25 protein-coding genes are annotated in these 25,317 nt (G+C 46.8%); 2 read left to right on the top strand and 23 right to left on the bottom strand.

The window, feature by feature from the left end:
- Positions 1-19: 19 nt before the first annotated feature.
- Genes purH through pcrA form a run of 6 tightly spaced genes read right to left on the bottom strand, consistent with a single transcriptional unit; the run spans position 20 to position 7,530 of the window.
- Positions 20-1,558, bottom strand: coding sequence for a bifunctional phosphoribosylaminoimidazolecarboxamide formyltransferase/IMP cyclohydrolase (gene purH / locus AC8GFU_RS01485; RefSeq protein WP_506626736.1), 1,539 nt, complete (start codon positions 1,556-1,558; stop codon positions 20-22).
- Positions 1,555-2,121 (bottom strand): phosphoribosylglycinamide formyltransferase, encoded by a 567-nt coding sequence (gene purN / locus AC8GFU_RS01480; protein WP_506626735.1) that lies wholly within the window; start codon positions 2,119-2,121, stop codon positions 1,555-1,557. Before purN ends, purH begins: the two co-directional genes overlap by 4 nt.
- The gene (locus tag AC8GFU_RS01475; RefSeq protein WP_506626734.1) at positions 2,118-3,197 is read right to left on the bottom strand and encodes a cell division protein PerM; all 1,080 of its coding nucleotides are present in this window, start codon (positions 3,195-3,197) and stop codon (positions 2,118-2,120) included. Before AC8GFU_RS01475 ends, purN begins: the two co-directional genes overlap by 4 nt.
- Positions 3,198-3,199: 2 nt before the next feature.
- Complete coding sequence (sucD, locus tag AC8GFU_RS01470; RefSeq protein WP_506626733.1) at positions 3,200-4,081, bottom strand: succinate--CoA ligase subunit alpha; 882 nt, start codon at positions 4,079-4,081, stop codon at positions 3,200-3,202.
- Complete coding sequence (gene sucC, locus AC8GFU_RS01465) at positions 4,081-5,244, bottom strand: ADP-forming succinate--CoA ligase subunit beta (protein WP_506626732.1); 1,164 nt, start codon at positions 5,242-5,244, stop codon at positions 4,081-4,083. The genes sucD and sucC overlap by 1 nt, the downstream gene beginning before the upstream one ends.
- A gap of 45 nt (positions 5,245-5,289) precedes the next feature.
- Positions 5,290-7,530, bottom strand: coding sequence for a DNA helicase PcrA (gene pcrA / locus AC8GFU_RS01460; RefSeq protein ID WP_506626731.1), 2,241 nt, complete (start codon positions 7,528-7,530; stop codon positions 5,290-5,292).
- Positions 7,531-7,556: 26 nt separating this feature from the next.
- On the opposite strand from pcrA, the gene AC8GFU_RS01455 reads away from it, so the two are divergent.
- Entirely contained in the window at positions 7,557-8,282 is a 726-nt protein-coding gene (locus AC8GFU_RS01455) for a PIG-L deacetylase family protein (protein ID WP_506626730.1), read from the top strand.
- A 17-nt stretch (positions 8,283-8,299) separates the two neighbouring features.
- Here the strand turns inward: AC8GFU_RS01455 and AC8GFU_RS01450 are convergent, their stop codons facing one another.
- The 5 genes from AC8GFU_RS01450 to AC8GFU_RS01430 are packed head-to-tail and all read right to left on the bottom strand — an operon-like array spanning position 8,300 to position 13,739.
- A complete protein-coding gene (locus tag AC8GFU_RS01450) occupies positions 8,300-8,974 on the bottom strand; it encodes a peptidylprolyl isomerase (RefSeq protein ID WP_506626729.1) in 675 nt (224 codons plus the stop codon).
- Between the two features lie 39 nt (positions 8,975-9,013).
- On the bottom strand, positions 9,014-10,564 hold the full coding sequence (gene guaA, locus AC8GFU_RS01445; RefSeq protein WP_506626728.1) for a glutamine-hydrolyzing GMP synthase: 1,551 nt from the start codon (positions 10,562-10,564) through the stop codon (positions 9,014-9,016).
- Positions 10,557-11,669, bottom strand: coding sequence for a GuaB3 family IMP dehydrogenase-related protein (locus AC8GFU_RS01440; protein ID WP_506626727.1), 1,113 nt, complete (start codon positions 11,667-11,669; stop codon positions 10,557-10,559). Before AC8GFU_RS01440 ends, guaA begins: the two co-directional genes overlap by 8 nt.
- Positions 11,669-12,784 (bottom strand): IMP dehydrogenase, encoded by a 1,116-nt coding sequence (gene guaB, locus AC8GFU_RS01435; protein WP_506626726.1) that lies wholly within the window; start codon positions 12,782-12,784, stop codon positions 11,669-11,671. The genes AC8GFU_RS01440 and guaB overlap by 1 nt, the downstream gene beginning before the upstream one ends.
- Positions 12,785-12,827: 43 nt before the next feature.
- Positions 12,828-13,739, bottom strand: a complete 912-nt coding sequence (locus AC8GFU_RS01430; RefSeq protein WP_506626725.1) for a MerR family transcriptional regulator — start codon at positions 13,737-13,739, stop codon at positions 12,828-12,830.
- Between the two features lie 77 nt (positions 13,740-13,816).
- Between AC8GFU_RS01430 and AC8GFU_RS01425 the strand changes: the two genes are divergently transcribed.
- Entirely contained in the window at positions 13,817-14,119 is a 303-nt protein-coding gene (locus AC8GFU_RS01425; protein WP_506626724.1) for a WhiB family transcriptional regulator, read from the top strand.
- A gap of 72 nt (positions 14,120-14,191) precedes the next feature.
- Here the strand turns inward: AC8GFU_RS01425 and groL are convergent, their stop codons facing one another.
- The 12 genes from groL to AC8GFU_RS01365 form a co-directional block, all read right to left on the bottom strand.
- Positions 14,192-15,832, bottom strand: a complete 1,641-nt coding sequence (groL, locus tag AC8GFU_RS01420) for a chaperonin GroEL (protein WP_506626723.1) — start codon at positions 15,830-15,832, stop codon at positions 14,192-14,194.
- Positions 15,833-16,120, bottom strand: a complete 288-nt coding sequence (gene groES, locus AC8GFU_RS01415) for a co-chaperone GroES (RefSeq protein ID WP_445822238.1) — start codon at positions 16,118-16,120, stop codon at positions 15,833-15,835.
- 130 nt (positions 16,121-16,250) lie between these two features.
- On the bottom strand, positions 16,251-17,282 hold the full coding sequence (gene tsaD / locus AC8GFU_RS01410) for a tRNA (adenosine(37)-N6)-threonylcarbamoyltransferase complex transferase subunit TsaD (protein WP_506626722.1): 1,032 nt from the start codon (positions 17,280-17,282) through the stop codon (positions 16,251-16,253).
- On the bottom strand, positions 17,282-17,725 hold the full coding sequence (rimI, locus tag AC8GFU_RS01405) for a ribosomal protein S18-alanine N-acetyltransferase (protein WP_506626721.1): 444 nt from the start codon (positions 17,723-17,725) through the stop codon (positions 17,282-17,284). The genes tsaD and rimI overlap by 1 nt, the downstream gene beginning before the upstream one ends.
- Positions 17,722-18,258, bottom strand: a complete 537-nt coding sequence (gene tsaB / locus AC8GFU_RS01400) for a tRNA (adenosine(37)-N6)-threonylcarbamoyltransferase complex dimerization subunit type 1 TsaB (protein ID WP_506626720.1) — start codon at positions 18,256-18,258, stop codon at positions 17,722-17,724. Before tsaB ends, rimI begins: the two co-directional genes overlap by 4 nt.
- A complete protein-coding gene (gene tsaE / locus AC8GFU_RS01395) occupies positions 18,255-18,689 on the bottom strand; it encodes a tRNA (adenosine(37)-N6)-threonylcarbamoyltransferase complex ATPase subunit type 1 TsaE (protein WP_506626719.1) in 435 nt (144 codons plus the stop codon). The genes tsaB and tsaE overlap by 4 nt, the downstream gene beginning before the upstream one ends.
- Positions 18,690-18,698: 9 nt before the next feature.
- Positions 18,699-20,576, bottom strand: a complete 1,878-nt coding sequence (locus tag AC8GFU_RS01390) for an acetoacetate--CoA ligase (RefSeq protein WP_506626718.1) — start codon at positions 20,574-20,576, stop codon at positions 18,699-18,701.
- Positions 20,573-21,595 (bottom strand): branched-chain amino acid ABC transporter permease, encoded by a 1,023-nt coding sequence (locus tag AC8GFU_RS01385; RefSeq protein ID WP_506626717.1) that lies wholly within the window; start codon positions 21,593-21,595, stop codon positions 20,573-20,575. The genes AC8GFU_RS01390 and AC8GFU_RS01385 overlap by 4 nt, the downstream gene beginning before the upstream one ends.
- Complete coding sequence (locus AC8GFU_RS01380) at positions 21,595-22,476, bottom strand: branched-chain amino acid ABC transporter permease (protein WP_506626716.1); 882 nt, start codon at positions 22,474-22,476, stop codon at positions 21,595-21,597. Before AC8GFU_RS01380 ends, AC8GFU_RS01385 begins: the two co-directional genes overlap by 1 nt.
- The gene (locus tag AC8GFU_RS01375) at positions 22,477-23,181 is read right to left on the bottom strand and encodes an ABC transporter ATP-binding protein (protein WP_506626715.1); all 705 of its coding nucleotides are present in this window, start codon (positions 23,179-23,181) and stop codon (positions 22,477-22,479) included.
- Positions 23,178-23,930, bottom strand: a complete 753-nt coding sequence (locus AC8GFU_RS01370) for an ABC transporter ATP-binding protein (RefSeq protein WP_506626714.1) — start codon at positions 23,928-23,930, stop codon at positions 23,178-23,180. Before AC8GFU_RS01370 ends, AC8GFU_RS01375 begins: the two co-directional genes overlap by 4 nt.
- 89 nt (positions 23,931-24,019) lie before the next feature.
- Complete coding sequence (locus tag AC8GFU_RS01365) at positions 24,020-25,183, bottom strand: ABC transporter substrate-binding protein (protein WP_506626713.1); 1,164 nt, start codon at positions 25,181-25,183, stop codon at positions 24,020-24,022.
- Positions 25,184-25,317 lie beyond the last annotated feature (134 nt).

Here is a 25,317-nt window from a genome sequence, read left to right as displayed (position 1 = left end):
ATGAAGCCTACCTAGTCGATTATGCGTGAGAGAAATGTCGGGTACCGGTAAAGAACATCGCTATTCCAGCTGCCTTTGCCGCTGCAATAACCTCTTCATCACGCACACTTCCGCCTGGCTGAACAACAGCGGTGACTCCTGCATCAATCAGTATTTGAAGGCCATCGGCAAATGGGAAAAATGCATCGCTTGCTGCAACAGAGCCTTTAACTCGATCACCTGCGCGAGCTACGGCAAGGCGTGCTGAATCAACTCTGTTGACCTGACCCATACCAATACCAACTGATGCAGTCATTTTTGCGAGCAAGATTGCATTGCTCTTTACTGAACGAACGCTTCGCCAAGCAAACTCAAGATCCTTCATCGCTTGAAGATCAACTGGCTCTCCACTTACTTGAGTCCAGTTAGCAGGAGAATCTCCGGGAGCATCAATTAAATCTGTACCTTGTAAAAGAACACCACCAGATACTGGACGAAGTTCAAGTTGATTGATTGCAGTTACATCGCACTTAAGAATGCGAATCGATGGTTTCTTCATTAAAAGCGCTAGCGCATCTGCATCGTAATCAGGTGCAATCAATACTTCTGTAAAAATCTTTGACAGTGGTTCTGCCATCGCAAGATCAACCTTGCGGTTAGCGGCGACAACTCCACCAAATGCAGAAACTGGATCACATTCATGCGCATGCTGATACGCCACGGCTACGCCGAGTTCGCACACAGCTACTCCGCAAGGATTTGCATGCTTCATGATCGCAACCGCTGGATCGCGATGATCTAAAACTGCGCGCCAGGCTGCTTCTGCATCTGTGTAATTATTAAAGGACATTTCCTTGCCATGAAGCTGTTGCGCATCAACTATGCCGGCAGGACCACCTGAATAAATCGCTGCTGCTTGATGAGGGTTCTCGCCGTAACGTAAGGAATCTTCACGGTGCCAGATACGACCAAACCATTCCGGAAGTTCATTGTCGGCTGATTGATCCAACCATGTTGCAATCGCTAAATCGTATTCAGCGGTTGTGCGAAAAACTGCTAACGCTAATTGGCGACGCTCTGCCTCTGTAAATCCCCCAGCTTTAATTGCTTCAAGCAGCTGGTCGTACTGGGATGTCTGGCAAATAACCGCCACAGAGCCATGGTTTTTTGCCGCTCCACGAAGCATCGATGGGCCACCAATATCGATCTGTTCAATACATTCTTCAAAGTTTGCGCCTGATGCAATTGTTGCTGCAAAGGGATACAAATTAATAATTACTAAATCAAAAGGTGCGATATCTAGCTCTGCGATCGCAGCTAAGTGCTCGGGATTGTTTTGATCGGCCAAGATTCCGCCGTGAACGCGGGGGTGCAATGTCTTTACACGCCCACCCATAATTTCTGGAAAACCTGTGTAACTACTTACCTCGGTTACTGCGATTCCGGCTTCAGCTAAATTCTTTGCTGTCGACCCGGTTGAAAGGATCTCAACACCTGCTGCGCTTAACGCTTTTCCGATTTCAAGTAGACGATCTTTGTCGTAAACACTTACTAATGCGCGGCGAATTGGTTTTCTCATCGTGAATTGGTCTCCAGTGTTGGAATGATCAAGGCGATGGTCGCAACAATGAGACCGCGTTCTACTTTCTTAATTCTCTCATGAAGTGTGGCTTCATCATCATTGGGCAACACCGGAACCTCCATTTGGGTAATGATGGGACCGGTGTCTATGCCGTCATCAACCCAATGAACAGTTGTTCCTGTAACAGTTACTCCCGCCGCTAAAGCATCACGTACTGCGTGTGCACCTGGAAAATCTGGCAGCAGCGCTGGGTGGCTATTAATTGTTGGAAAGGTATGTACAAACTCAGCTGCCAAAATCCTCATGAAACCTGCGCTGACGACCAAGTCTGGTTGGTACTGATTGACCTGATCGAATAATTGTTTATTCCACGCAGCTCGATCAGCACCTACTTCGATCACTGCAGTGTTGATTTGTGCAGCATTTGCTCGTTCAAGAACTTGAGCATTGGGATTGTCTGAAACAACTGCAACGATTTGAATCTCCAAATCCGTTGCATCAATGATTGCTTGAGCAAGTGAGCCAGCTCCAGATGCCAGGATGACAACTCGTTTTCTCATGAGCGCTTCATTAACCGAGGTAGATATAGCGCCAATAAAGCACCTATTCCAAGCTCTGCAGCAATAGCTAGGGTGAACTTCCATGGAGATACGCCAACCGCTGACATCGCATCTGTAATCAATGCGCCGCTGCCTGAATACCCCACGAAGGCAGCGATCAAAACTGAAACGATCAAGCTTTGATACAAAACCTTGATGTTCAAAGAAACTGTCCAGCTGGTTAGTAAAGCACCAGCAAAGATAATGACGGCGATACTAATAAAGGCGATTGAGGATTTACCTTCAGGCAAGGCTCCTAACAAAGGCATTGCAGGAATCTTGTTTAATCTAAATGACAACGGTGACACCAAAGTTCCGGATCCCACTGCAAATCCAACTCCTGAAAAGTATCCAAGCGTGGCAACAATCGCATTTGGGATATACAAAATATTGAGAAGTAAAAGTAAGAAGCCACCAAAGATTCCTGGCTGTAGCACCGTAGTCAGATTCTTCACCATGGAAATATTGAAAAGTAAGAGCAGACCAAAGATCACAGATGAAATTCCCAGCAAGAGCGCAAATATTCTTGATCCGTACAAAAAGCCTTGACCCAATGCGACCTTGCGTCCAACGGTTGCTCCCAGCAAAAGCGTAAAGGGCAAAACATAGATCAGCGCAAAGTACCAAACTGGGCGAACTGAATCAGTCTTGGAAAACAATGAAGCAAGCAATGCGAATAATGTGTATGCACCAGCAAATGCCGCACGAGCTGGGGCCACAAGTGATGAATCATTATCTAAACGTTCAATGGTTCGTGAGATTCCATTTCGAATAGCAAGCACTGGAAATATCAATGCACCTAATGGCAGATATGAAAGATAACCATCTAAACCTGAAGGTGGCAGTGATAATGAAAATGGAATCTGATGTGCGCCGATCCAAATCCATAACGCAGCACGTAAAGGATCTCCGGTATTGCCCGTTGCGCTACCTGCGGTAGCCCAGGCAAGTAGCGCGATGAAAGATGTTGGTAATAAAAGCCATGCAACGCTGCGCAGGACCTGGGGCAATGCTGCTCCCAGTACCCGCGACATCATTGTTATCGGCCCATAATTGCGCGTAACAAACGCGCGGTTTCGCTCGGTGTCTGCCCGACCTTTACGCCAGCAGCCTCCAATGCATCCTTCTTTGCTTGTGCAGTTCCTGATGAACCAGAAACGATCGCACCTGCGTGACCCATTGTCTTACCTTCTGGAGCAGTAAAGCCTGCGACATATCCAACAACTGGCTTTGTTACATACTCTGCAATAAATGCAGCTGCACGCTCTTCAGCATCTCCACCAATTTCACCGATCATTACGATCGCTGTTGTCTCGGGATCATCCTGGAAAGCACGCAAGCAGTCGATATGTGTTGTTCCAATAACTGGATCTCCACCAATACCAACAGCTGTACTAAATCCGATATCGCGAAGCTCGTACATCATTTGATATGTAAGAGTTCCTGACTTTGAAACCAAACCAATTGGACCTGCACCTGTGATGTCTGCAGGAATAATTCCAACATTTGATTTTCCTGGGCTAATTAAACCTGGGCAGTTAGGTCCAACAATTTGTGTTGTTCCCTTTGTCTGCGCATATGTGTAGAAACTTGCTGAATCATGAACAGGAATACCTTCAGTGATCACAACAACAAGTGGCATGGTTGCATCGATTGCATCGATAACAGCTGCCTTTGCAAACTTAGGTGGCACGAAAACTACTGAAACATTTGCGCCAGTTGCTGACATTGCTTCTGCAACTGTATTGAACACTGGAAGTTGGTGACCGTCGATATCAACGACCTGTCCACCCTTACCTGGTGTTACTCCGCCAACAATCTTTGTTCCCGAAGCCAACATACGACGGGTGTGCTTGGTTCCTTCAGAACCAGTCATTCCCTGAACGATGACCTTGCTTGATTCATTAACAAAGATAGACATTACTTCGCCGCCAATTCTGCAGCGCGATTTGCTGCTCCATCCATAGTGTCTGCCTGCTCAATAAGTGGGTGTGCAGCCTTAGCCAAAATAGCGCGTCCTTCAATGACATTGTTTCCATCAAGACGAACAACGATTGGCTTTGTAGCCTTTGGTCCAAGTAATTCAAGGGCTTGAACGATTCCATTGGCAACAGCATCACACGCTGTAATTCCACCGAAGACATTAACAAAGACGCTCTTCACATCCTTGTCGCCCAAAATGATTGCAAGTCCATCAGCCATGATCTGTGCAGATGCACCGCCGCCGATATCCAAGAAGTTAGCTGGACGAACTCCGCCATGCTTTTCGCCCGCGTAAGCAACAACATCGAGTGTGCTCATTACAAGTCCTGCACCGTTTCCGATGATTCCAACCTGTCCTTCAAGCTTTACGTAGTTAAGACCCTTTTCCTTTGCAGCAGCTTCAAGTGGATTCTCTGCCGCAGTATCGACAAGTGCTTCATGATCTGGCTGACGGAAATCAGCGTTGTCATCAAGAGTTACCTTGCCATCGAGTGCAATAACTTTTCCATCCTTAGTCTTAACTAAAGGATTTACTTCAACCAATGTTGCATCTTCGCCCTGGAAAACTTCCCATAGCTTGAGCAAAACTTGAGCAACTTGATCTGCAACATCTGCAGGGAAGGCTGCTGCCTTAACAATCTCTTGTGCCTTTGCAAGTGAAATTCCATCTACTGCTGACACGGGAATCTTTGCAAGCTTTTCAGGTGCAGTATGTGCAACCTCTTCAATATCCATTCCACCTGAAACAGATGCCATTACTAGGAATGTGCGATTTGAACGATCAAGCAAGATTGAAAGGTAGTACTCAGCTTCGATTGGAGCTGCAGCTGCGATCATCACAGTGCGAACAGTGTGACCCTTAATATCCATTCCAAGAATTGCGCCAGCTTTTTCGCGGGCATCTTGTGGGTTTTCAGCAAGCTTTACGCCGCCAGCTTTTCCTCGTCCACCAACTTTTACCTGAGCCTTAACGACAACCTTGCCGCCAATTGCTGTTGCAGCTTTTTCAGCTTCATCAGCGGTTGTTGCAATCGCTGCAGCTAAAACAGGTACGCCATGTTTTTCAAAGATATCTCGGGCTTGGTATTCAAAGAGATCCACTGGGGCTCACAATCTATTAATAGCCGGCTTCTGTACCGGGCAATCCTATAGTTTCTCTACGGGTGCATAACGCAGCAGCAAACGCTTCTCGCCGTATTGCCCGAAGTTAATAGTGGCTTCAGCTTTATCTCCCGCGCCTGCAACCGCCACAACGGTGCCTAATCCAAATGTGTCATGTGACACACGCTCACCAACGGCAAGCTCCATTGAAACACTCTTCTTGCCAGTTGCTCGTGGTGGCGCAGTTGGCGTGGTGCGAGTTCGCTTTACCAATGAAGGTGAAACAGATGTACGTGATTGATTACGCCATTCAATTACTTCTTCTGGAATTTCATCGAGAAAACGTGAGGGTGGGTTGTAGTTAGGAGCGCCCCATGTTGATCGATATTCAGCACGTGAAATATAAAGTCGTTGACGTGCACGAGTAAGGCCAACGTATGCAAGACGACGTTCCTCTTCAATCTCATCTTTTTCACCCAATGTACGTGAGTGAGGAAAAATTCCATCCTCCATACCGGTTAAGAAAACAGTTGGAAATTCAAGTCCCTTAGCGGTGTGAAGTGTCATCATTGTGACTACTCCACCATGATCTTCGCCTTCTGGAATTTCATCCGCGTCCGCTACTAATGAAACCTTCTCCAAGAAGCCAGCTAATGAAATCTCTTCATCTTCACCAAGATCTTCAAATGGACGTTCTTCATATTCCATAGATACAGCGACAAGTTCCTTTAGGTTTTCTACGCGAACCTCATCTTGAGGATCAGTGCTATCGGCAAGCTCTTTCAAGAGGCCAGACTGTTCTAGTGCTGCTTCAACAACTACAGATGGCTTAGTTTTTGCTTCCACCAAAACCGCTAACGCACTGATCATTGCGGTGAATTCATTGATTGCTTGTGCTGCCCGTGAGGGAACAGAGCTATTTTCATTAACCCGCAATAGACCTTGCCAGAATGAAATATTGTTTTGTTGCGCAAATAGATCCACATAATCAAGCGATGTGTCTCCGATGCCTCGCTTTGGGACATTGATAATGCGACGCAATGAAATTTCATCTTCCACATTTGCCAGTACACGTAGGTAGGCCAATAAATCCTTTACTTCACGGCGCTCATAAAAGCGAAGGCCTCCGACGACTTTGTACGGCAAAGCGCTACGCATGAACACTTCTTCAAATACACGGGACTGAGCGTTAGTTCTGTAGAAAATTGCAGTATCACCAGGAGTCGATACACCTTCGCGTTGGAGCGATCTGATCTCGTCAGCGATGAAGTTAGCCTCATCATGCTCGCTTTCGGCAACGTAACCAGTTAACGGTGCACCTGCACCAGAATCAGACCACAGATTCTTTTCCTTGCGGCTTTCATTCTTAGTGATCACTGCATTTGCAGCGTTGAGAATATTTTGTGTTGAGCGATAATTTTGTTCCAGCAACACAGTGCGAGCATTTGGATAATCCAGCTCGAACTGCAGAATATTTCTGATTGTTGCGCCACGGAAGCCATAAATAGATTGATCTGCATCGCCCACTACGCACAATTCAGCGGGTTGCTGACCTTCTAGCTCGCTGCCAACTAGCTCTTTAACCAAGATGTACTGAGCATGGTTGGTGTCCTGATACTCATCAACCAACACATGACGAAAGCGAGATCTAAAACGTGCCTTAGCTTCGGGGAATCGCTGCAGTACTTCAACGGTCTTCAAAATCAAATCATCAAAATCCATCGCGTTCGCACGCATTAAGCGTTGTTGATAGACCGCGTAAACATCGGCAACTACCTGTTCAAATTGGTTAGTTGTTGCATTTAAATAATCTTGAGGTCCTAGAAGTTCATTTTTTGCATTGGAAATCATTGATTGAAACTGGCGGGCTGGATAACGCTTTGGATCCAGGTTTAGCTCTTTAGCAACTATGGTAATTAAGCGTTGCGAATCTGCAGAGTCGTAAATACTAAATGAGTTGCTATAGCCAAGACGTGCTGCCTCCTGGCGCAGAATGCGAACACAGGCAGAGTGAAATGTGGAGACCCACATAGATTTCGCGATAGGTCCTACTAAATCGGCAACGCGCTCTTTCATCTCGCCAGCTGCTTTATTAGTGAAAGTAATAGCCAAAATTTGATACGGCGCAACATTCCTGCGGGACATCAAATATGCAATTCTGCGAGTAAGAACTCGGGTCTTTCCAGATCCAGCACCTGCAACTACAAGAAGTGGTCCCCCAGCATGTGTAACCGCCTCCGCCTGTTGAGGATTGAGCCCCTCAAGCAACGGATCGATTTCAGTCATGTGGGTGAGTCTATTAGGCTTCATGCATGGAACCGATCGCAGATAACGAGATCAAGCGCGTCTTGGTCGTAAACGCCCACCCCGATGATTCAGATTTTGGTGCATCAGGAACTATCGCCCAATGGGTGAAAAAGGGAATTGAAATCTCATACGTTTTTTGCACAAATGGAGATCAAGGCGGCGAAGAGTCTGGCTTCACTAAGGAAGAGATGCCAGCAATCCGCCAACGTGAACAACGTGCAGCAGGTGCAGCGATTGGCGTAACTGACATAACATTTTTGAATTATGTTGATGGACATTTGGAACCAACGATCGAACTTCGCAAAGACATCGTTCGCCAAATTCGAATTTCACAACCAGATCGCATTGTCTGCCAGAGTCCAGAACGTAACTGGGATCGCATCGGCGCCAGCCACCCTGATCACTTAGCTGCAGGAGAAGCCACTATTCAAGCGGTGTATCCAGATGCACGTAATCCATTTGCCTTCACAGATTTAATGGAAAAAGAGGGGCTACAGCCGTGGCGCGTGAAAGAGGTATGGGTATCTGGTTTTGCTCAACCAGATCACTGGGTAGATATCACCGATACCTTTGATTTAAAGATGGCTGCGTTGCATGCACATGCATCACAAACAGCACACAACAAGGATTTAGAGAAGATGGTTCGTGAGTGGGGTCAACGTAACGCTGGAATGGGCGGCTTACCCGATGGGCGAATCGCTGAAGCTTTTAAGATTGTGCATACTGCTTAAGAGTTCTGGCTAACTAATTAATTAGTAACTGTTACTCGCGCTATTCCAACTGTTTGGTTTGGTGTGCCATCAGCACCACCACCTTTTACTCCTGCCGCTGCAACCGCTTTCACGATATCCAAGCCCTGAGTGATTGTTCCCCAAATTGTGTAGTTAGGTCCAAGGGTTGTATCTGCAAATACTAAAAAGAACTGACTTCCATTTGTTCCAGGTCCTGAGTTAGCCATAGCAACAGTGCCTGCTGGATAGTTGTTTGCAACTGGTTGTGGAAGATTCTCATCGCGGTATGTGAAGGTTGGGCCACCAGTACCTGTTGCTGTTGGATCTCCACACTGCAAAACATAAAGACCTTGAGTTGTTAATCGGTGACACAAGGTGTTGTCAAAGAAGCCACCTTTTGCCAGCGTCGTCATTTGGGTAACTGTGATTGGTGCTTTTGCTCCGGCAAGTGCAATAACAATGTTTCCGCAATTTGTTTCAATAGTAAGTGTGCGAGGCATGCGCTTTGGAAGTTTGTCAGCTGGTGCAACATTTGCAGGTGCATGTCCTACAGCTTTTGTTGTCTTGCATTTAATCGCTGGAACTTTTTGTGCTTTAGCGTTTTTTACCTTTGCTTCGGCCATTGATGAAGGCGCAACAAAGATAGAGATCGCAGTAGTTGCGACCATCAAGGAGATTAGGCTTTTGCGCATGTGGCAATAGTAAATGGAAAACCTGAGAAAACCCTTAAATTATTCCCATTCAATGGTGCCAGGTGGCTTGCTTGTTACATCAAGGACCACGCGATTTACCTCGCGGACCTCATTTGTTATGCGTGTAGAAATCTTCTCAAGCACTTCATAGGGAACTCTTGACCAATCCGCAGTCATTGCATCCTCGGATGAAACTGGGCGTAGAACAATTGGGTGTCCGTAGGTGCGGCCATCGCCCTGCACGCCAACGCTTCGTACATCGGCAAGTAAGACAACCGGGCACTGCCAAATATCGCGATCTAAACCAGCGGCCTTTAACTCGGCACGTGCGATGGCATCTGCATCGCGCAACAAATCAAGGCGCTCTTGAGTTACAGAACCAATAATGCGAATTCCAAGTCCTGGACCTGGGAATGGTTGACGCCACACGATCTCTTCAGGCAATCCAAGTTCTAATCCAACTTGGCGAACCTCATCTTTAAACAATGTGCGAAGTGGTTCAACTAATGTGAACTGTAAATCATCGGGCAAGCCACCAACATTGTGGTGAGACTTAATATTTGCGGTCCCTGTTCCGCCACCTGATTCAACAACATCTGGATACAAGGTTCCCTGTACTAAGAATTCAACATCTCCCCCGGCGGCAATATCGCGCGCGGCTGCTTCAAATGATCGAATAAATTCGCGACCAATAATCTTTCGCTTTTCCTCTGGGTCGGTGACATCTTTTAGTGCGTTAAGGAATTGATCCTTCGCATCAATAACAACTAGCTGAACACCTGTGGATGCGACAAAGTCACGTTCTACTTGTTCTGCTTCACCTTTGCGCAAGAGTCCGTGATCAACAAACACACACGTCAATTGATTGCCAACAGCCTTTTGAATGATTGCAGCTGCAACAGCCGAATCAACCCCGCCAGATAATCCGCAAATAACGCGCTTGTCGCCTATTACTTGCTTTGCCTTGGCAATCTCGGTTTCAGCGATATTTGCTGTAGTCCAAGTGGCATCGCACTTAGCAATATTGACTAACCAGTTCTGCAAAATCGCTTGACCGTGTTCGCTATGTAAAACCTCTGGGTGGAACTGAACTCCGGCAAACTGCCCAGTTGCATCTTCAAAGGCTGCAATAGGAGTATCCGCAGTTTGTGCAGAAACAGAAAATCCTGCAGGTGCTTGGGTAACAGCATCTCCATGTGACATCCACACCTTTTGCTGTGCAGGTAATCCTGCAAACACCTTTGAACTGGTTTGTACTGAAGTTTCGGTGCGACCAAATTCGGATTTTCCTGTTTGGCTAACAACTCCGCCAAGTGCTGCAGCCATCGCTTGGAATCCGTAACAAATTCCAAATACCGGAATACCAAGTGTGAAAATAGCTGCATCTACCTTTGGCGCATTCTCTGCATACACACTTGAAGGTCCGCCAGATAAAATCACAGCACTTGGATTCTTTGCCTTAACTTCAGCAGCGGTAATTGATGATGGAACAATCTCTGAAAATACATTCGCTTCGCGGACACGACGTGCGATTAGCTGCGCATATTGCGCACCAAAATCAACAACTAAGACTCCGCGCGTTTCAGCCACGATGAATAAGAACCTCTACGCGCTGGAACTCCTTCACATCTGAATAACCACATGTAGCCATCGCGCGACGTAGCGCTCCAAATAAGTTCATTGATCCATCAGATGTATGTGATGGGCCAAGCAGAATCTCTTCAAGGGTTCCAACTGTTCCGACATTGACGCGCTCTCCACGTGGAAGCTCTGGGTGGTGTGCCTCTGAACCCCAGTGCCATCCAAGCCCTGGCGCTTCAACTGCCTTAGCTAATGGTGAACCCATCATCACAGCATCTGCACCGCATGCAATCGCCTTAGAAATATCACCACTTCGACCAACAGCACCATCTGCAATCACATGAACATAACGTCCACCTGATTCATCAAGGTACTCGCGACGAGCAGATGCAACCTCAGCAACAGCCGATGCCATAGGCACTTCAACACCCAAAACCTTCCGCGTTGTATGTGCAGCACCGCCACCAAACCCGACAAGTACGCCAGCTGCACCTGCACGCATTAAGTGCAATGCCGCTGTTGAAGTTGCTACTCCACCAACAATTACAGGAACATCTAATTCGTAAATAAACTTCTTAAGGTTAAGCGCTTCATTTTCTGCAGCAACATGCTCTGCTGAAACAGTTGTTCCGCGAATTACGAAAATATCTACACCAGCTGCAATTACCGCCTTGTGAAATTCTGCGGTACGAGCAGGTGACAATGATGCTGCAACAGTTACACCTGAATCACGAACCTGCTGAATGCGCTCTTTGATTAATTCTGGACGAATTGGTGCGCTATAAATTTCCTGCATGCGCTTTGTTGCATGCTTATCTGGCATCGATGCGATTTCACCTAGTGGAATACGTGGATCCTCGTAACGAGTCCATAATCCTTCAAGGTTAAGTACACCTAGTCCGCCTAGCTTTCCAATGGCGATTGCGGTTTCAGGAGAAACTACCGAGTCCATTGGAGCGGCCATCATTGGAAGTTCAAACTTGTATGCATCGATCTGCCAGCCAGTTGAAACATTCTCTGGATCGCGGGTACGACGGCTTGGAACAATTGCAATGTCATCAAATGAGTAAGCGGTGCGGGCACGCTTTCCTGGAGCAATCTCGATGTTATTCATTAGCGGCCCTTCTTTTGATAATTAGGTGCATCAGCAACATGGGCCACATCATGTGGGTGGCTTTCCTGCAGGCCTGCTGCAGTAATTTGAATTAAACGGCCTTCTCGTCGCAGCGTTTCGATATCCGGCGCTCCGGCGTAACCCATTCCCGAACGAAGACCACCAACTAATTGGTGAACAACTTCAGAGACCTTGCCGCGGAATGCAACCTTGCCTTCAATTCCTTCAGGAACAAGTTTGTCCTCGGACAAAACATCATCCTGCATATAGCGATCCTTTGAATAAGACTTTTGTTCACCGCGAGATTGCATTGCACCAAGTGAGCCCATGCCGCGGTATGCCTTGTACTTAATTCCGTTAATTTCAATTAACTCACCAGGTGATTCTTCGCAACCTGCAAGTAATGAACCAAGCATTACTGAATTTGCACCAGCAACAAGTGCTTTAACAATGTCACCTGAGTACTGCAAACCGCCATCTGCAATTAATGGAATCCCAGCTTTGTTGCATGCCTTTGATGCTTCCAAGATTGCAGTTACTTGAGGTACTCCAACACCTGCAACTACTCGTGTTGTACAAATCGAGCCAGGCCCGACGCCAACCTTTACCGCATCTGCACCAGCGTTAATGAGCGCTTGTGCACCTGCGCGAGTTGCAACATTGCCACCAATAATTTCGGTAGTTGGTGAAAACTTTTTGATTCGAGCAATTGCATCCAGCACTGCGCGGTGATGACCATGAGCTGTATCTACAACAACAACATCAACACCAGCTTCGATCAGTGCTTGTGCACGAGCAAAACCATCATCGCCAACACCAACTGCTGCTCCTGCTAAACCAACATTCTTAACAAGTTTGACATGTGTTACCTGTGCATCGATCGGCAGATTGCGGTGAATGATTCCAATTCCGCCAGCCTTAGCCATGGCAATTGCCATTTCAGATTCGGTAACTGTGTCCATCGCTGAAGAAACCAGCGGAACTGCAATTGAAATATTGCGGGTTAATTGAGTAACTGTGCTGACTTCAGATGGCACAACATCAGAGGCATCGGGAAGAAGTAATACATCGTCATAGGTCAGGCCAAGCATTGCGACCTTGTCTGTATCGCTCATGTGGCCTCCCCGATCTGAATTAAGGGGCAAGTCTATCGGGGCTTTAGTGCCCTACTGCACGCTCGATTTCAGCGCAGGCATGGGTTAAATCATGTGCAACAACCACATTGGTGCAGATTTCGGGATCCCATCCGGGCCCTCCAACGATCACACGTGGTGCTGGCCTGATCGAAGGAAGATCTGTCAAAAACTTTGAATCAGAGTTCTGGCTTAATTGGGCCCACAGGAATACCGCCGGCGGAGCAGATCTTTTCACCATTCCTGAAATCGCTTCCAATGGAGTTCGTGCACCTAAGAAAAAGGTTTCAATCTTCTTTTCAGCTAAAGAGGCGGCAAGTGCATGCAACGCCAGGCAGTGCATCTCTTCTCCAACAGCTGCTAACAAAACTGGATGTGCATTAATTGGCTTCTTAATATCTGCCACACCTTCGCGAAGAATTCGCTTGATGATTTCCGTGAGCATATGTTCAACTTCAATTCCTGAACCATCTGCTTCCCATTCATCCCCTACTAAAAACAAAAGCGGGACAATAACTTCAGTCCATGAGGCAATAACGCCATTAGCGGAAATGTCTTTTCGAAGAGCTGTTTCGATAAATAACTTGTCCAATAATTTTGCCGCGCGATGCAAAGAATCAACCAGCTCTTCGCGAACCTCAAAACTATCTACTAACTTTTCAATTTTTATTGTGCCCTTATGTGCCTTCGCCTTTTCTGCGGCATCACTAGGTGCGACACCCGTTGTGATCAAACGTCGCATCAAGGTGAGCTTTGCTAGATCGCTTGGGCAGTAACGACGGTGCTCGCCAGCCTCGTGGCTCGATGGCCCAAGGCCGTAACGGCGATCCCAGGTACGAAGGGTTGCTGGCGCCACGCCTAGCCGGCGGGCCACCGCGGCAACGGTCAGCAGCTCCTCATCCATGGGGTAATCGTGGCGTGAAGTGGCCGAACTCACCACCCGAAAACACCCTTTGAACAACTTTTGGAGCGTTGACACTTGAACAACTTATGACTCGGTTGTACATTATGCGCATGGCCGAAATTTCACGCTTACCCCGCCCCGTTGCAGATGAATGGGAGTGGCAGTACCAAGGTTCATGCCGCGAACTTCCTTCTGAGATGTTTTTTCATCCAGATGGAGAGCGCGGACCTCGCCGACGTAACCGCGAGAACACAGCGAAAGCTATCTGCGCCTCATGCCCCGTTATCGCGGCATGCCGTGCACACGCACTTGCAGTTCAAGAGCCGTATGGAATTTGGGGAGGTCTTTCAGAAGATGATCGCCTCGCAATTCTTGGCAAGGACATCACGCCAGATATTTCACACGCTTCATAACTTTCCTTCCTCCTAAGGAGAAAAAGAAAAAGCCCCACGGAATTATTTCCGCGGGGCTTCTTTCTTATCTAATTAGTGTGAGTGTCCACCTGGACCATGTGAGTGTCCATGTCCACCAGCAGCATCAGCAGCTGCTTGCTCTGCTGGCTTCTCGTAAACAACAGCTTCAGTTGTAATGAACATTGCAGCGATTGATGCAGCGTTAGCAAGTGCTGAACGAGTTACCTTTACTGGATCGATAACACCATCAGCAGCAAGATCGCCATAGACATCTGTTGCAGCGTTGAAACCTTCGTTGTGCTTCATTGCGCGAACCTTTGCAACTACTACGTAGCCTTCAAGTCCTGCATTTTCTGCGATCCAACGAAGTGGTTCATCACAAGCCTTGCGAACTAAACGAACACCGACAGCCTTATCGCCAGTGAATCCGAGATCGCCTTCAAGCGCATCAGCAGCATGCACAAGTGCAGCGCCTCCACCAACAACGATTCCTTCTTCAACAGCGGCGCGAGTTGCAGAGATTGCATCCTCAAGACGGTGCTTCTTTTCATTCAACTCAACTTCAGTGTGTGCACCAACCTTGATTACGCACACTCCACCAGCAAGCTTTGCTAGACGCTCTTGTAGCTTTTCTTTGTCCCAAGAAGAGTCACAGTTTTCGATCTCCTTACGAAGCTCTGAAACACGTGCAGCAACCGCAGCCTTATCGCCTGCGCCATCAACGATGGTTGTTGCATCCTTAGTAACAACGATGCGACGAGCCTTTCCTAGATCTTCAAGTGTTACACCTTCAAGCTTCATTCCAAGCTCTGAAGAAATTACCTGTCCACCTGTAAGTACAGCGATGTCCTGAAGGGTTGCCTTGCGACGGTCTCCGAAGCCAGGTGCCTTAACTGCAACTGATGCGAATACTCCACGCATACGGTTAACAACCAGCGTAGAAAGCGCTTCACCTTCGATGTCTTCAGCGATGATTAACAAAGGCTTTGAAGCCTGAGCAACCTTTTCTAGCAATGGCAGCAGATCTGACAGAGCTGAAACCTTGTTCGCTGAGATCAATACATAAGCATCCTCAAGGATGGCTTCCATACGATCTTGATCAGTTACGAAGTACGGTGAAATGTAGCCCTTGTCGAACTGCATTCCTTCTGTGAATTCAAGATCAAGTCCGGTTGTAGATGCTTCTTCAACTGTAATAACTCCATCTTTACCAACACGGTCCATAGCTTCAGCGATCAATTCGCCGATTGCGCGATCCTGTGCAGAAATTGTTGCAACATCTGCGATCTGTGGCTTTCCATTAACTGGAGTGGCCTGCGAGCGCAATTTTTCAGAAACCGCTGCCACGGCTGCTTCGATACCTTGCTTGATATCCATTGGTTGTGCACCAGCTGCAAGGTTACGAAGTCCTTCTTTAACCATTGCCTGTGCAAGCACAGTTGCAGTTGTAGTTCCGTCACCTGCAACATCATTAGTCTTTGTTGCAACTTCCTTAACTAGTTGTGCACCCATGTTTTCAGCAGGATCGCTAAGTTCGATCTCTTTTGCAATTGTTACACCGTCATTAGTAATGATTGGTGCGCCAAAAGACTTTGCGATAACTACGTTACGACCCTTAGGTCCAAGCGTTACCTTTACTGTGTCAGCAAGAATGTTGACACCGCGCTCCATGGCGCGGCGTGCTTGCTCATCAAATTGAAGACTCTTTCCCATTTACTTCTCGATTACAGCGAGAATGTCGCGAGCTGAAAGAACGAGTAGATCTTCTCCACCGTGCTTGATTTCAGTTCCGCCGTACTTGCTGTAAAGAACTACATCGCCAACCTTGACATCCATTGGAACGCGTACGCCATCATCAAAGCGACCTGGGCCTACTGCGATAACAGTGCCTTCCTGTGGCTTCTCTTTTGCTGTATCTGGGATTACAAGACCTGATGCTGTTGTTGTCTCAGCCTCATTTGTCTTGATAACGATGCGATCTTCTAGTGGCTTTACCGCCATGGTGTGCTCCTTTTGTTCCGTTTCCTCGTGCGCCCCGAATTAGCAGACTCGGGCCGTGAGTGCTAACGCAAACTCTAGGCGGGGCAAACCTGCGCAGCAAATCGAGAGGCCCCGCGCAGCAAATCGAGTTCTAGAGGGAAACGGTCGTGACTGGCAGGCTGGAATCAGCGTCAAAAGCCACTGGGCTGGGGCTGCGGCCAGCTGAAACCATAAGCGAGCCCAGGGAGGCAACCATCGCTCCATTATCGGTACATAAGCCAGGGCTTGGCACTCGAAGACGAACTCCTGCCTTGTCGCACCGTTCTTGGGCCACGGCGCGAAGTCGTGAATTAGCCGCTACCCCACCGGCAATTACCAGCGAATCAATTCCAGATTGTTTACATGCTGCCAGTGCCTTCAATAACAAAACATCAACGATCGCTTCTTGGAAGGAGGCTGCAACATCGGCCTTTGCATAATCAGGTGTTGCTTCTAAGTATCTGGCCACTGCAGTCTTTAAACCCGAGAATGAAAAATCAAAAGGTCGAGTTTGCCAATCATTTGAAGTTGTTAACCCACGAGGAAAATCAATTGCGGTCGCGCTGCCTTGAATAGCTAACTTATCGATTGCAGGTCCGCCCGGGAATCCCAATTTCATGACACGTGCAATTTTGTCAAAGGCCTCACCTGCTGCGTCATCCATAGTTTCGCCAAGTTTTGTAATTGATCCCGTGATGTCATCAACGCGCAAAAGTGAAGAGTGTCCACCGCTAACAAGCAAAGCAATAGTTGGATCCAAAGGATCGGTGTGTGTTAAGAAATCAACACTAACGTGAGCAGCTAAATGGTTAACCGCATAAATTGGTTTGTTAAGTCCAAGTGCAAGTCCTGCAGCAGACCCAACGCCAACAAGTAAAGCGCCAACTAGTCCGGGTCCACCCGTTACTGCTACCGCATCAATATCCTTGAGCGAAATCTTTGAATCCTTTAATGCTTGATGCAATGTTGGAATCATTGCCTCTAAATGTGCGCGACTTGCGATTTCGGGTACGACTCCCCCGAAACGTGCATGCTCTTCAACACTTGATGCAATTACATTTGCAAGCAAGGTGCGGCCGCGAACAATTCCAACCGCAGTTTCATCACATGATGTTTCAATTCCTAAAACAATTGGTTCGCTCATTACAGCTCCAATCGCATTACTTGTGCATCAAGGCCGGCGCCAAAGTAATCCTTGCGAACATTGAGCTTTGAATACCCCAATGATTCATATAGCCCAATTGCTTCAGGGTTATCTATCTTCACTTCAAGCATCATCGCTATAGAGCCTTGCGCCTTTGCCCAATCTGTAATCAGCGCCATAAGTGCTTTAGCGATGCCTTTTCCGCGGTGCTCGGGCACTACGCCAACGGTCAAGATGTCAGCCTCTGCCTGGCCCGGAGCAAACACACCTGCATAACCGATGATGTCCTGCGACTCATCAACAGCCACAACGAAGTGACGAGTCGGAGCTGAAAACTCTTCCTTGTACTGCGATGCAGACCATGGTGAATATGGAAATAGCTCTTTGTCCAATGAAACAAATACTGGAAGATCAAAGGCGTTAGCTTCACGATAAGTGATCATGGTCTATCCGCCGTCGCAACCGCATCAGGTCTACGTAAATAAATCGGCTCTGTAATGTTGCCTGGAAGATTTACTAACGCATACATGTCAGGAAAAAGATCTGCATGGATTATTGCTCCCGAAACATCTGCCGGAAAATTAACCGCCGGGTCTCCAACGCGTAATCCATTTGTGTACCTGGCCCAATAAACCTCTTTGCGTCGAGCATCTACCGTGATAATGAAATCCTTGTCACTAACTTGTGCGGCAATTGCATCCAGTGAACAAACACCACGCACCGGAATTTCGCGAGCTAAGGCAAAGGTATGAGCAAATGCAATTCCAACTCGAAGCCCCGTGAATGGACCTGGACCCATTCCGACAACAACTTCATCAACATCACTTACAGCAAGTGCTTCTTGTACGAGCTCTGGCAATGATGGGCCATGTGCAGTAGCTCCATCGCGATGGCCGCTATATAAAACAGCTTCACCATCGATAATTGATACGCAGGTGCGTGAAGTAGATGTATCGATCGCTAGGACTTTACTCATAGAGAAAATCCTGCCCAACGAGGACCGACAGCTCTAATCTCAACTTTTCTAATGTCATCGCTGCGGTCAATACTTATTTCAAGCCGATCCTCACTCAGGCGGGCAGACTCTGCTCCACCCCATTCAATAAAGGTAATTGAGTTTGCGATATCTAGATCCAAATCATCTAAGTAAAGATTTGGGTTTTCAGAATCAACCAATCGATAGGCATCCACATGAATAAATGGAACTGCAGCTTTGTGAACACGAGAGATAACAAAGGTGGGAGAGGTAATTCCAGTAACCCCAAGACCTTCACCAACGCCTTGAGCTAGGACTGTTTTACCTGCGCCCAATGGCCCATTGACCAAGACAAGATCACCAGCGCGAAGATGCGCTGAAAGCTTCACACCGAGCTGATGCATCTGCTCGGCGGTTGAAATTGTGATCACCGGCTAAGCCTAAGGCACCAGCGCTTTGAACCAATCCAATGAATCAGGGTTAGCAAGTGCATCTCTGTTTCTGACCTCGCGTCCATTGATTACATCTGTAACGGCAAGTTCAACCAGTTTGTTGGATTTAGTGCGAGGTAATTCGGGGGCAACAACAATCAAGTCAGGCACATGGCGTGGTGATGCTTGAGTGCGCAGTGCGGTCTTAATTTCCTTCTCAATTGTTTCATTGAAATCTTGTCCTGACTTAATAACAACAAACAAAATTACTCGGGTGTCACTTTCCCAATCTTGCGAAACCGCCATCGCTTCCTGAACTTGTGGAAAGGTTTCAACTACCCGATAAATTTCAGCGGTTCCAATTCGAACACCCTTTGAATTCAGTGTTGCATCGCTACGGCCATACAAGGTAAATCCGCCTGTTGCCGATTTAGAGGCAAAATCTCCATGAGTCCACACACCAGGAAATCCTTCAAAGTAGGCGGCTAAGTACTTTTCATTATTGGTGTCATTCCAAAAACCAAGCGGCTTTGATGGAAATGGAACTGTGCACACGAGTTCGCCCTTTTCATCAATTGCAGCGCTCTTGCCTTGTGCATCAAAAACATCTGTTGCCATGCCCAGACATGGTCCTTGCAACTCACCGCGATAAACAGGTTGTGTTGGAACACCTGCTAAGAAACAGCCACAAATATCGGTTCCGCCAGACATTGAAGCAAGGTGAACATCTGCTTTGATCGATGAGTAAACATAATCAAAGCTTTCAGGTGAAAGTACAGATCCCGTAGAGCCAATTGTTTTAACTGTTGAAAGATCATGGGTGTTTGCGGGAACTAATCCCTCTTTATGGGCTGAATCAATAAACTTCGCAGAGACCCCAAAGAAATCCAACTTTTCATTTTGAGCAATATCAAATAAGCGAGTTGGTGTTGGTGCCATTGGAGCGCCATCAAACAAAACAATTGTTGCACCGCGGCCAAGGGCCATGGTTAGCCAGTTCCACATCATCCAGCCACAGGTTGTAAAGAAGAAGACTTTGTTTCCTTCACTTATGTTGAACTGATAGAGCATTTCAGCTTGCGCCTTCAGCATCACACCTGCGCCGCTATGTGTAATGCACTTTGGCTTTCCAGTTGTTCCCGAAGAAAACAGTACAAATCCTGGATGATCAAAGGGAAGTTGTTCATATACAGCTTCAGCGCCAATAAAGGGTTTAATCCACGCTTCGAACTCGTTCACACGCACTGTCTTTTTAACTGTTGGCAGAAGCTTTTCAATCTCTTGTGACTTTACAGTGCAATCAAAGTACTTACCGTTGTAGTGATAACCATCAGCTGCCAAGAAAATTTTTGGTTCAACTTGTCCAAATCGATCTTCAACGGCGTGAGGTGCAAAATCGGGTGATGCCGTTGAAACAACTGCGCCAATACTTAGTGCACCTAATCCATAAATAATTGTCTCGGTAATATTTGGAACCCATGCAACTACTCGATCTCCGGCAACAACTCCTTCGGCACGCATTGCTGCTGCCGTTGCGGCAACTTTGATTCGAAGATCTGCCCAAGTTATTTCTGATCTAGTTCCATCTTCCAGAAGAGAAACGATTGCAACATCTGAATCTTTACCTTTGGCCAGTAAGTTTTCTGCAACATTTAATCGAGCATCTGTAAAAAACTTTCCTGAAATGAAATCTGCACCTTGGGTGTAATACTTCGTACCCTTACTTCCAACCACATCAAGGTCATCCCACGCTTGTGACCAGAACTCAGCTGGGTTATTTATGCTCCAGGTGTGAAGCTCCTGATATGAATTAAAACCTTTTGCGCGCTGTAACTTTTCGATAGCGGAGGAACCGGTTAGTTGTGGCTCCCAAAGTTTTTGATTCATGAGGATTTACGAGTTAAAGCCTTCAAGCGAAGTCGGTAGTAAGCACCTGATAATCCTCCTGGTGAGAACATCACAATCAGAATGAAGATCAGACCCAAGAGCAATGCAGGTTCAGCGATTGGTCCACCGATCCATTCAGGGATTGATTTGAAGGATTCTTGCTGAGTTAGATCCTGCATTCGCGTAGATGCGAATGAGTAGAAGATTCCTCCAAGCACAGCTCCCCAACGTGTTACCGCACCACCAATAACAACCATCAAAAGCAAGGCAATAGTCACTCCGGATTCGGCAAATCTAGGAGCTGCGCTTCCTGCGGCGATCAGCATTACAAAGCCCAACATCGCTGCAAGAGCTGCACTGATGACAAAGGCAAGGAGCTTGAAGTGCTGTGTATTTAAGCCAAGCACCTGCACGCGTTGTTCATTGTCACGTAACGCAGAAAAGACCTTACCGGCAGAGCTTTCTGTAACCCACCAAATTACAAGGTAGGTAAAGATTAAAGCTGCAAGAGCCAACCAATAAATATATTTAGTGTTGAAAACACCGATCCAAATCTGAGGAACGTTGTCAGCATTAAGCGCAATTCCATTTTCTCCACCAGTTAAGTTGAAGAAGTTGCGATTAACGATGACATGTCCAGCTTCACCAAAGGCCAGGGTCACCATTGCAAAGGTAATTCCCGTTGTGCGCAGTGATGCAGCTCCAACTAAGAAAGCAAGAATCGAGCTAACTGCAATTGCGATCAGCGCTGCTAACCACCATGACACAACATCATGGTTAATCAAGATGCAGGACACATATACGCCGGTTGCAAAGTACAAGGCGTGACCAAAGGAAAGCAGTCCTGTAAAACCAAACAAAAGATCGTAGGTCAGAGCCAATGCGCCCCACACAAATGCAACCGCCATTGTTTGTTGCAACCCAGGCTTACCCAATGGGTTATTTGTAAATAATGGAGCGACTGCTAGAACTAGAAGTAAAAGGCCGAGCAACGGTCGAGAGTATTTCCAACGCAACATTATGCACGCACCTTTCCTAATAGACCTTGTGGTCTGATCAGCAAGACACCTGCCAACAAAATAACAACTACAAAGTCACCTAAACCAGTGACGTAGTAATTAGCGAATTGACGAATAACACCGATCATCATTGCAGCTAAGAAACTGCCGGGTACTGATCCCATTCCACCAATTACAACAACGATAAATCCATAGATCAGGTATGAGCCAGCGATCAGAGGTGAAACTCCATTGGAGTACACAGAAACCAGTACGCCACCTACTCCTGCTGCAAAGCCACCGAGGAAGAAAACGGTGCTGAAGGCACGTCGCACATTGATTCCTAGGGCGTTAACCATGTTTCGGTTCTCAACGCCTGCGCGAATAATTAGGCCAATTCTTGTGTACTTCAGAAGAATCCAATTGCCAATCAGCAGTAATACCGCTGTTGCAATATAGACAACGCGATCAGCAGGAATCATTGCCCCGCCAATATTTATTGCGGTCAAGAACCACATCGGAGTTGGGAACATGATGAGATCATTACCAAACCAACCAGCAAGAACTGCACCAACAACAAGCGATACACCTACAGTTACAAGAGCTTGATCGATGTGACGCTCGTATAACCGGGTGATAAGCAGTTGCTCTATCAACAGCGCAAATGCACCAGCTGCTAATCCACCAACGATCATCGCCAAAATGAAATCAGTCATTGAAGTTTCAGGGCCCAGTTTGGTTGCGATCCAATACCCAACAAATGCTCCAACGGTTAGGAAACTTCCATGTGCAAAGTTAAGAACACCCATCAAGCCATAAATCAGTGAAAGTCCTGATGCAACCAGGAAGTAAAGCGCACCAAGTCCAATGCCGGTGATTCCGATCAGAATAAATGTATCCATTTACTTGTGACCTCCGCTCACACCTAGCATCTGATGAACCCATGAATCATCATGAAGATTTTCGGGACCACCTTGATAAACAACTCTTCCTTGATCCATAACAATCACATGTTGCGCAACGCGCTTAACGAGTGCGAGATTTTGCTCTACTAGCAACATGGTTGTTGTCTGAGCAACCTTGGCAAGAACATCTGCTACCTCTGTTACCAACTTTGGCGCTAAACCTTTAGTTGGTTCATCAACTAGCAGGATCTCGTTTTTATTTAAGAGCGCACGAGCAATCGCCACCATCTGTTGTTGTCCACCAGATAATGAACCTGCCTGTTGTGCAGCTCGGGTATCCAGCTCAGGAAATAAGTTATAAACCGCTTTATAAGCCTCATCATTATTTTTCCCACGTGCGGCTAATGAAAGGTTTTCCTTAACTGTTAAAGAGGCAAAGACTTCACGATCTTCAGGGACAAATGCCACACCTGCTTGAACGATCTTGTGAGTCTGCATTCCAAGGATCTCTTTACCGTTGAGTTCAACAGATCCTGTACCTTCGTAGAAACCCATGATTGTGCGCAAGGTCGTTGATTTACCAACGCCATTTCGGCCCAGAAGCGCGGTCACCTTATTTGTAGGAACCTCAAATGTGACTCCATGCAAAATATGGGATTCGTTAATCTTTACATGTAGATTCTCTACCGAGAGAGCGTTCATAGCGCTTCTCCAATGTAAGCAGATTGAACAATTGGATTGTTAATAACATTCTGTGGAGTATCGCAAACAAGTAGTTCGCCATAATTAAGAACTGCAATTCGATCTGCAAGTCCCAAGATGACCTCCATGTGGTGCTCCACAATCAAAACTGTTTTCTTATGTTCAGTTGCCAAGGCGCGAATGATCTCTACAAGCTCGGGAACATTTTCGACGCTCATGCCTGCCATTGGTTCATCTAGCAAAACAATGTCAGATTTAGAGGCAAGAACAATTGCAATCTCTAAACGTCGCTTATCACCATGTGACAGTGATCCGGCGCGTTGTAATGCGCGAGCAGACAAACCGACCTTGGCTAAGCAATCATGAGCAGTTTGAACGACTTCTTTAAAGTTGTAAGCGTTCTTAAGCATGTTCATAGATTTGCCATTTGCAGCCTGAGCGGCGATGCGAACATTTTCAAGACAGGTCAGGTTCACAAAAACACTAGAGGTTTGAAATGTGCGCGCAATTCCGGCTAGTGCTCGTTCATGCGGTTCAAGATTGGTTACATCTGAAGCGCCAACATAAATCTGGCCACGAGATGGCTTACGAATTCCACTGAGTAAATTGAAAAAAGATGTCTTACCGGCACCATTAGGGCCGATAATTCCAAGAGTTTCATTGGGTGCGACATCTAAGGTGATTCCATCCAGAATCTTCGCGCCACCAATGTTAAGAGAGAGATCCTTAACGCTTAAAGCAGAATTCACTGTCGCAACCCCTTTGTTACCGATGCCAAAGAATATAGAGAACCCCGGTGTATTTCTACACCGGGGTTCATTTAACTATATGTTTTTTATTACTTGCCAACTCCTGCGATTGTCTTCAAAAGTGATGGCACATACTTTGAGCCAGACTTGTTGAGAGAAACCAAGAACATTGGCTGGATCAATAGGTGAGATGAAGAATCGATTGTCATCAATCCCTTAACGCCTACCCATGACTTGCCTTCAAGGTTCTGGATCATTGTGTCAACGCTGAGATTCTTGTTATTTGTAAGTGCCATAACAATCATCTTCGCAGCATCTGCACCTGTTGATGTAAATAGATCCTGTGTCTTCTTGTTAGCGGCGTACCATGAAGCTAGATCTCCAGCAGCTGCTGACTTTGATGCACCTGCGAAGTAGCTGTTTGTAAGGATCGCATTTGTTCCTTCAAATAGTGTTCCGTAGATGTCGTATGTAGCTGCACCAGCAAGACCAGTGATTGGACGCTGCTTAGCAAATGCACCCTGAACCTTGAGTGATGTCAACATCGCTCCAGCTGTTAGTGCGTTTGACCATGCGATGAAGATGTAACTTCCCTTAGCATCTGCAGCCTTCTTAGCAAATGGTGTGAAGTCTGAAGTAGATGTTGGAACCTTGATCTCTTCAAATGTTGCACCCTTTGGTGCCATCAATGCACGTGCAGCAGCAATGTTTCCAGCACCGAATGCGTTGTCTTCAACAAACAAAACAACCTTCTTGCCTGAAATTGGCTTGATACCAGCAAGTGGAGCTAAATCCTGAGTAGATGAGTTTCCTGAACGGAATACATACTTGTTAGCTGATGATGTAACGAGGTCATTCTTTGCTGGACCTGAGATGTACAGAACCTTGTTCTGTGCAGCAAGTGGAGCAAGTGTTAGTGCAACACCTGATGATGCTGTTCCAACGATTACCTTTGTACCGTTACCAACCATTTCCTTGAATGATGCAGTTGCTGATGCAGGATCTGCTCCATCATCCTTAGATGTAACAACAAGCTTCTGGCCATTGATAGCCATCTTTCCGCCTGTGTAGTAGTTCAAGCCCCATGCAAGACCTTCGTTATAAGCCGTGCCATAAGAAGCAAGTGGGCCTGATGTTGATGTAATAACACCAATCTTAATTTCGCCTGCAGCCTGTGCTGGCGCCATGCTTGGTGCTAGAACGGCAAATGCAATTGCCGCAACAACCAAACGCTTTAGTGAGCTCTTGCTCATATGAATGTTCTCCTCATCGAGTTGAAAAGGGCCGCGAGGGGCGGACCATGTTGAGCGCAAATCTAGAGGGTGGGGGTGGGTAAAAGCCATTTTTCGTATTTCGATTTGATTACATTTTTAGGGGTATCTCCTGA

Origin of the sequence: Planktophila warneckei (SeqCode) (assembly GCF_965234675.1) — a bacterium.
GTDB classification, from domain to species: Bacteria; Actinomycetota; Actinomycetes; order Nanopelagicales; family Nanopelagicaceae; genus Planktophila; species Planktophila warneckei.
The sequence above is the reverse complement of the archived record's forward strand: the minus strand, read 5'-3'. Positions and strand labels throughout refer to the sequence as shown.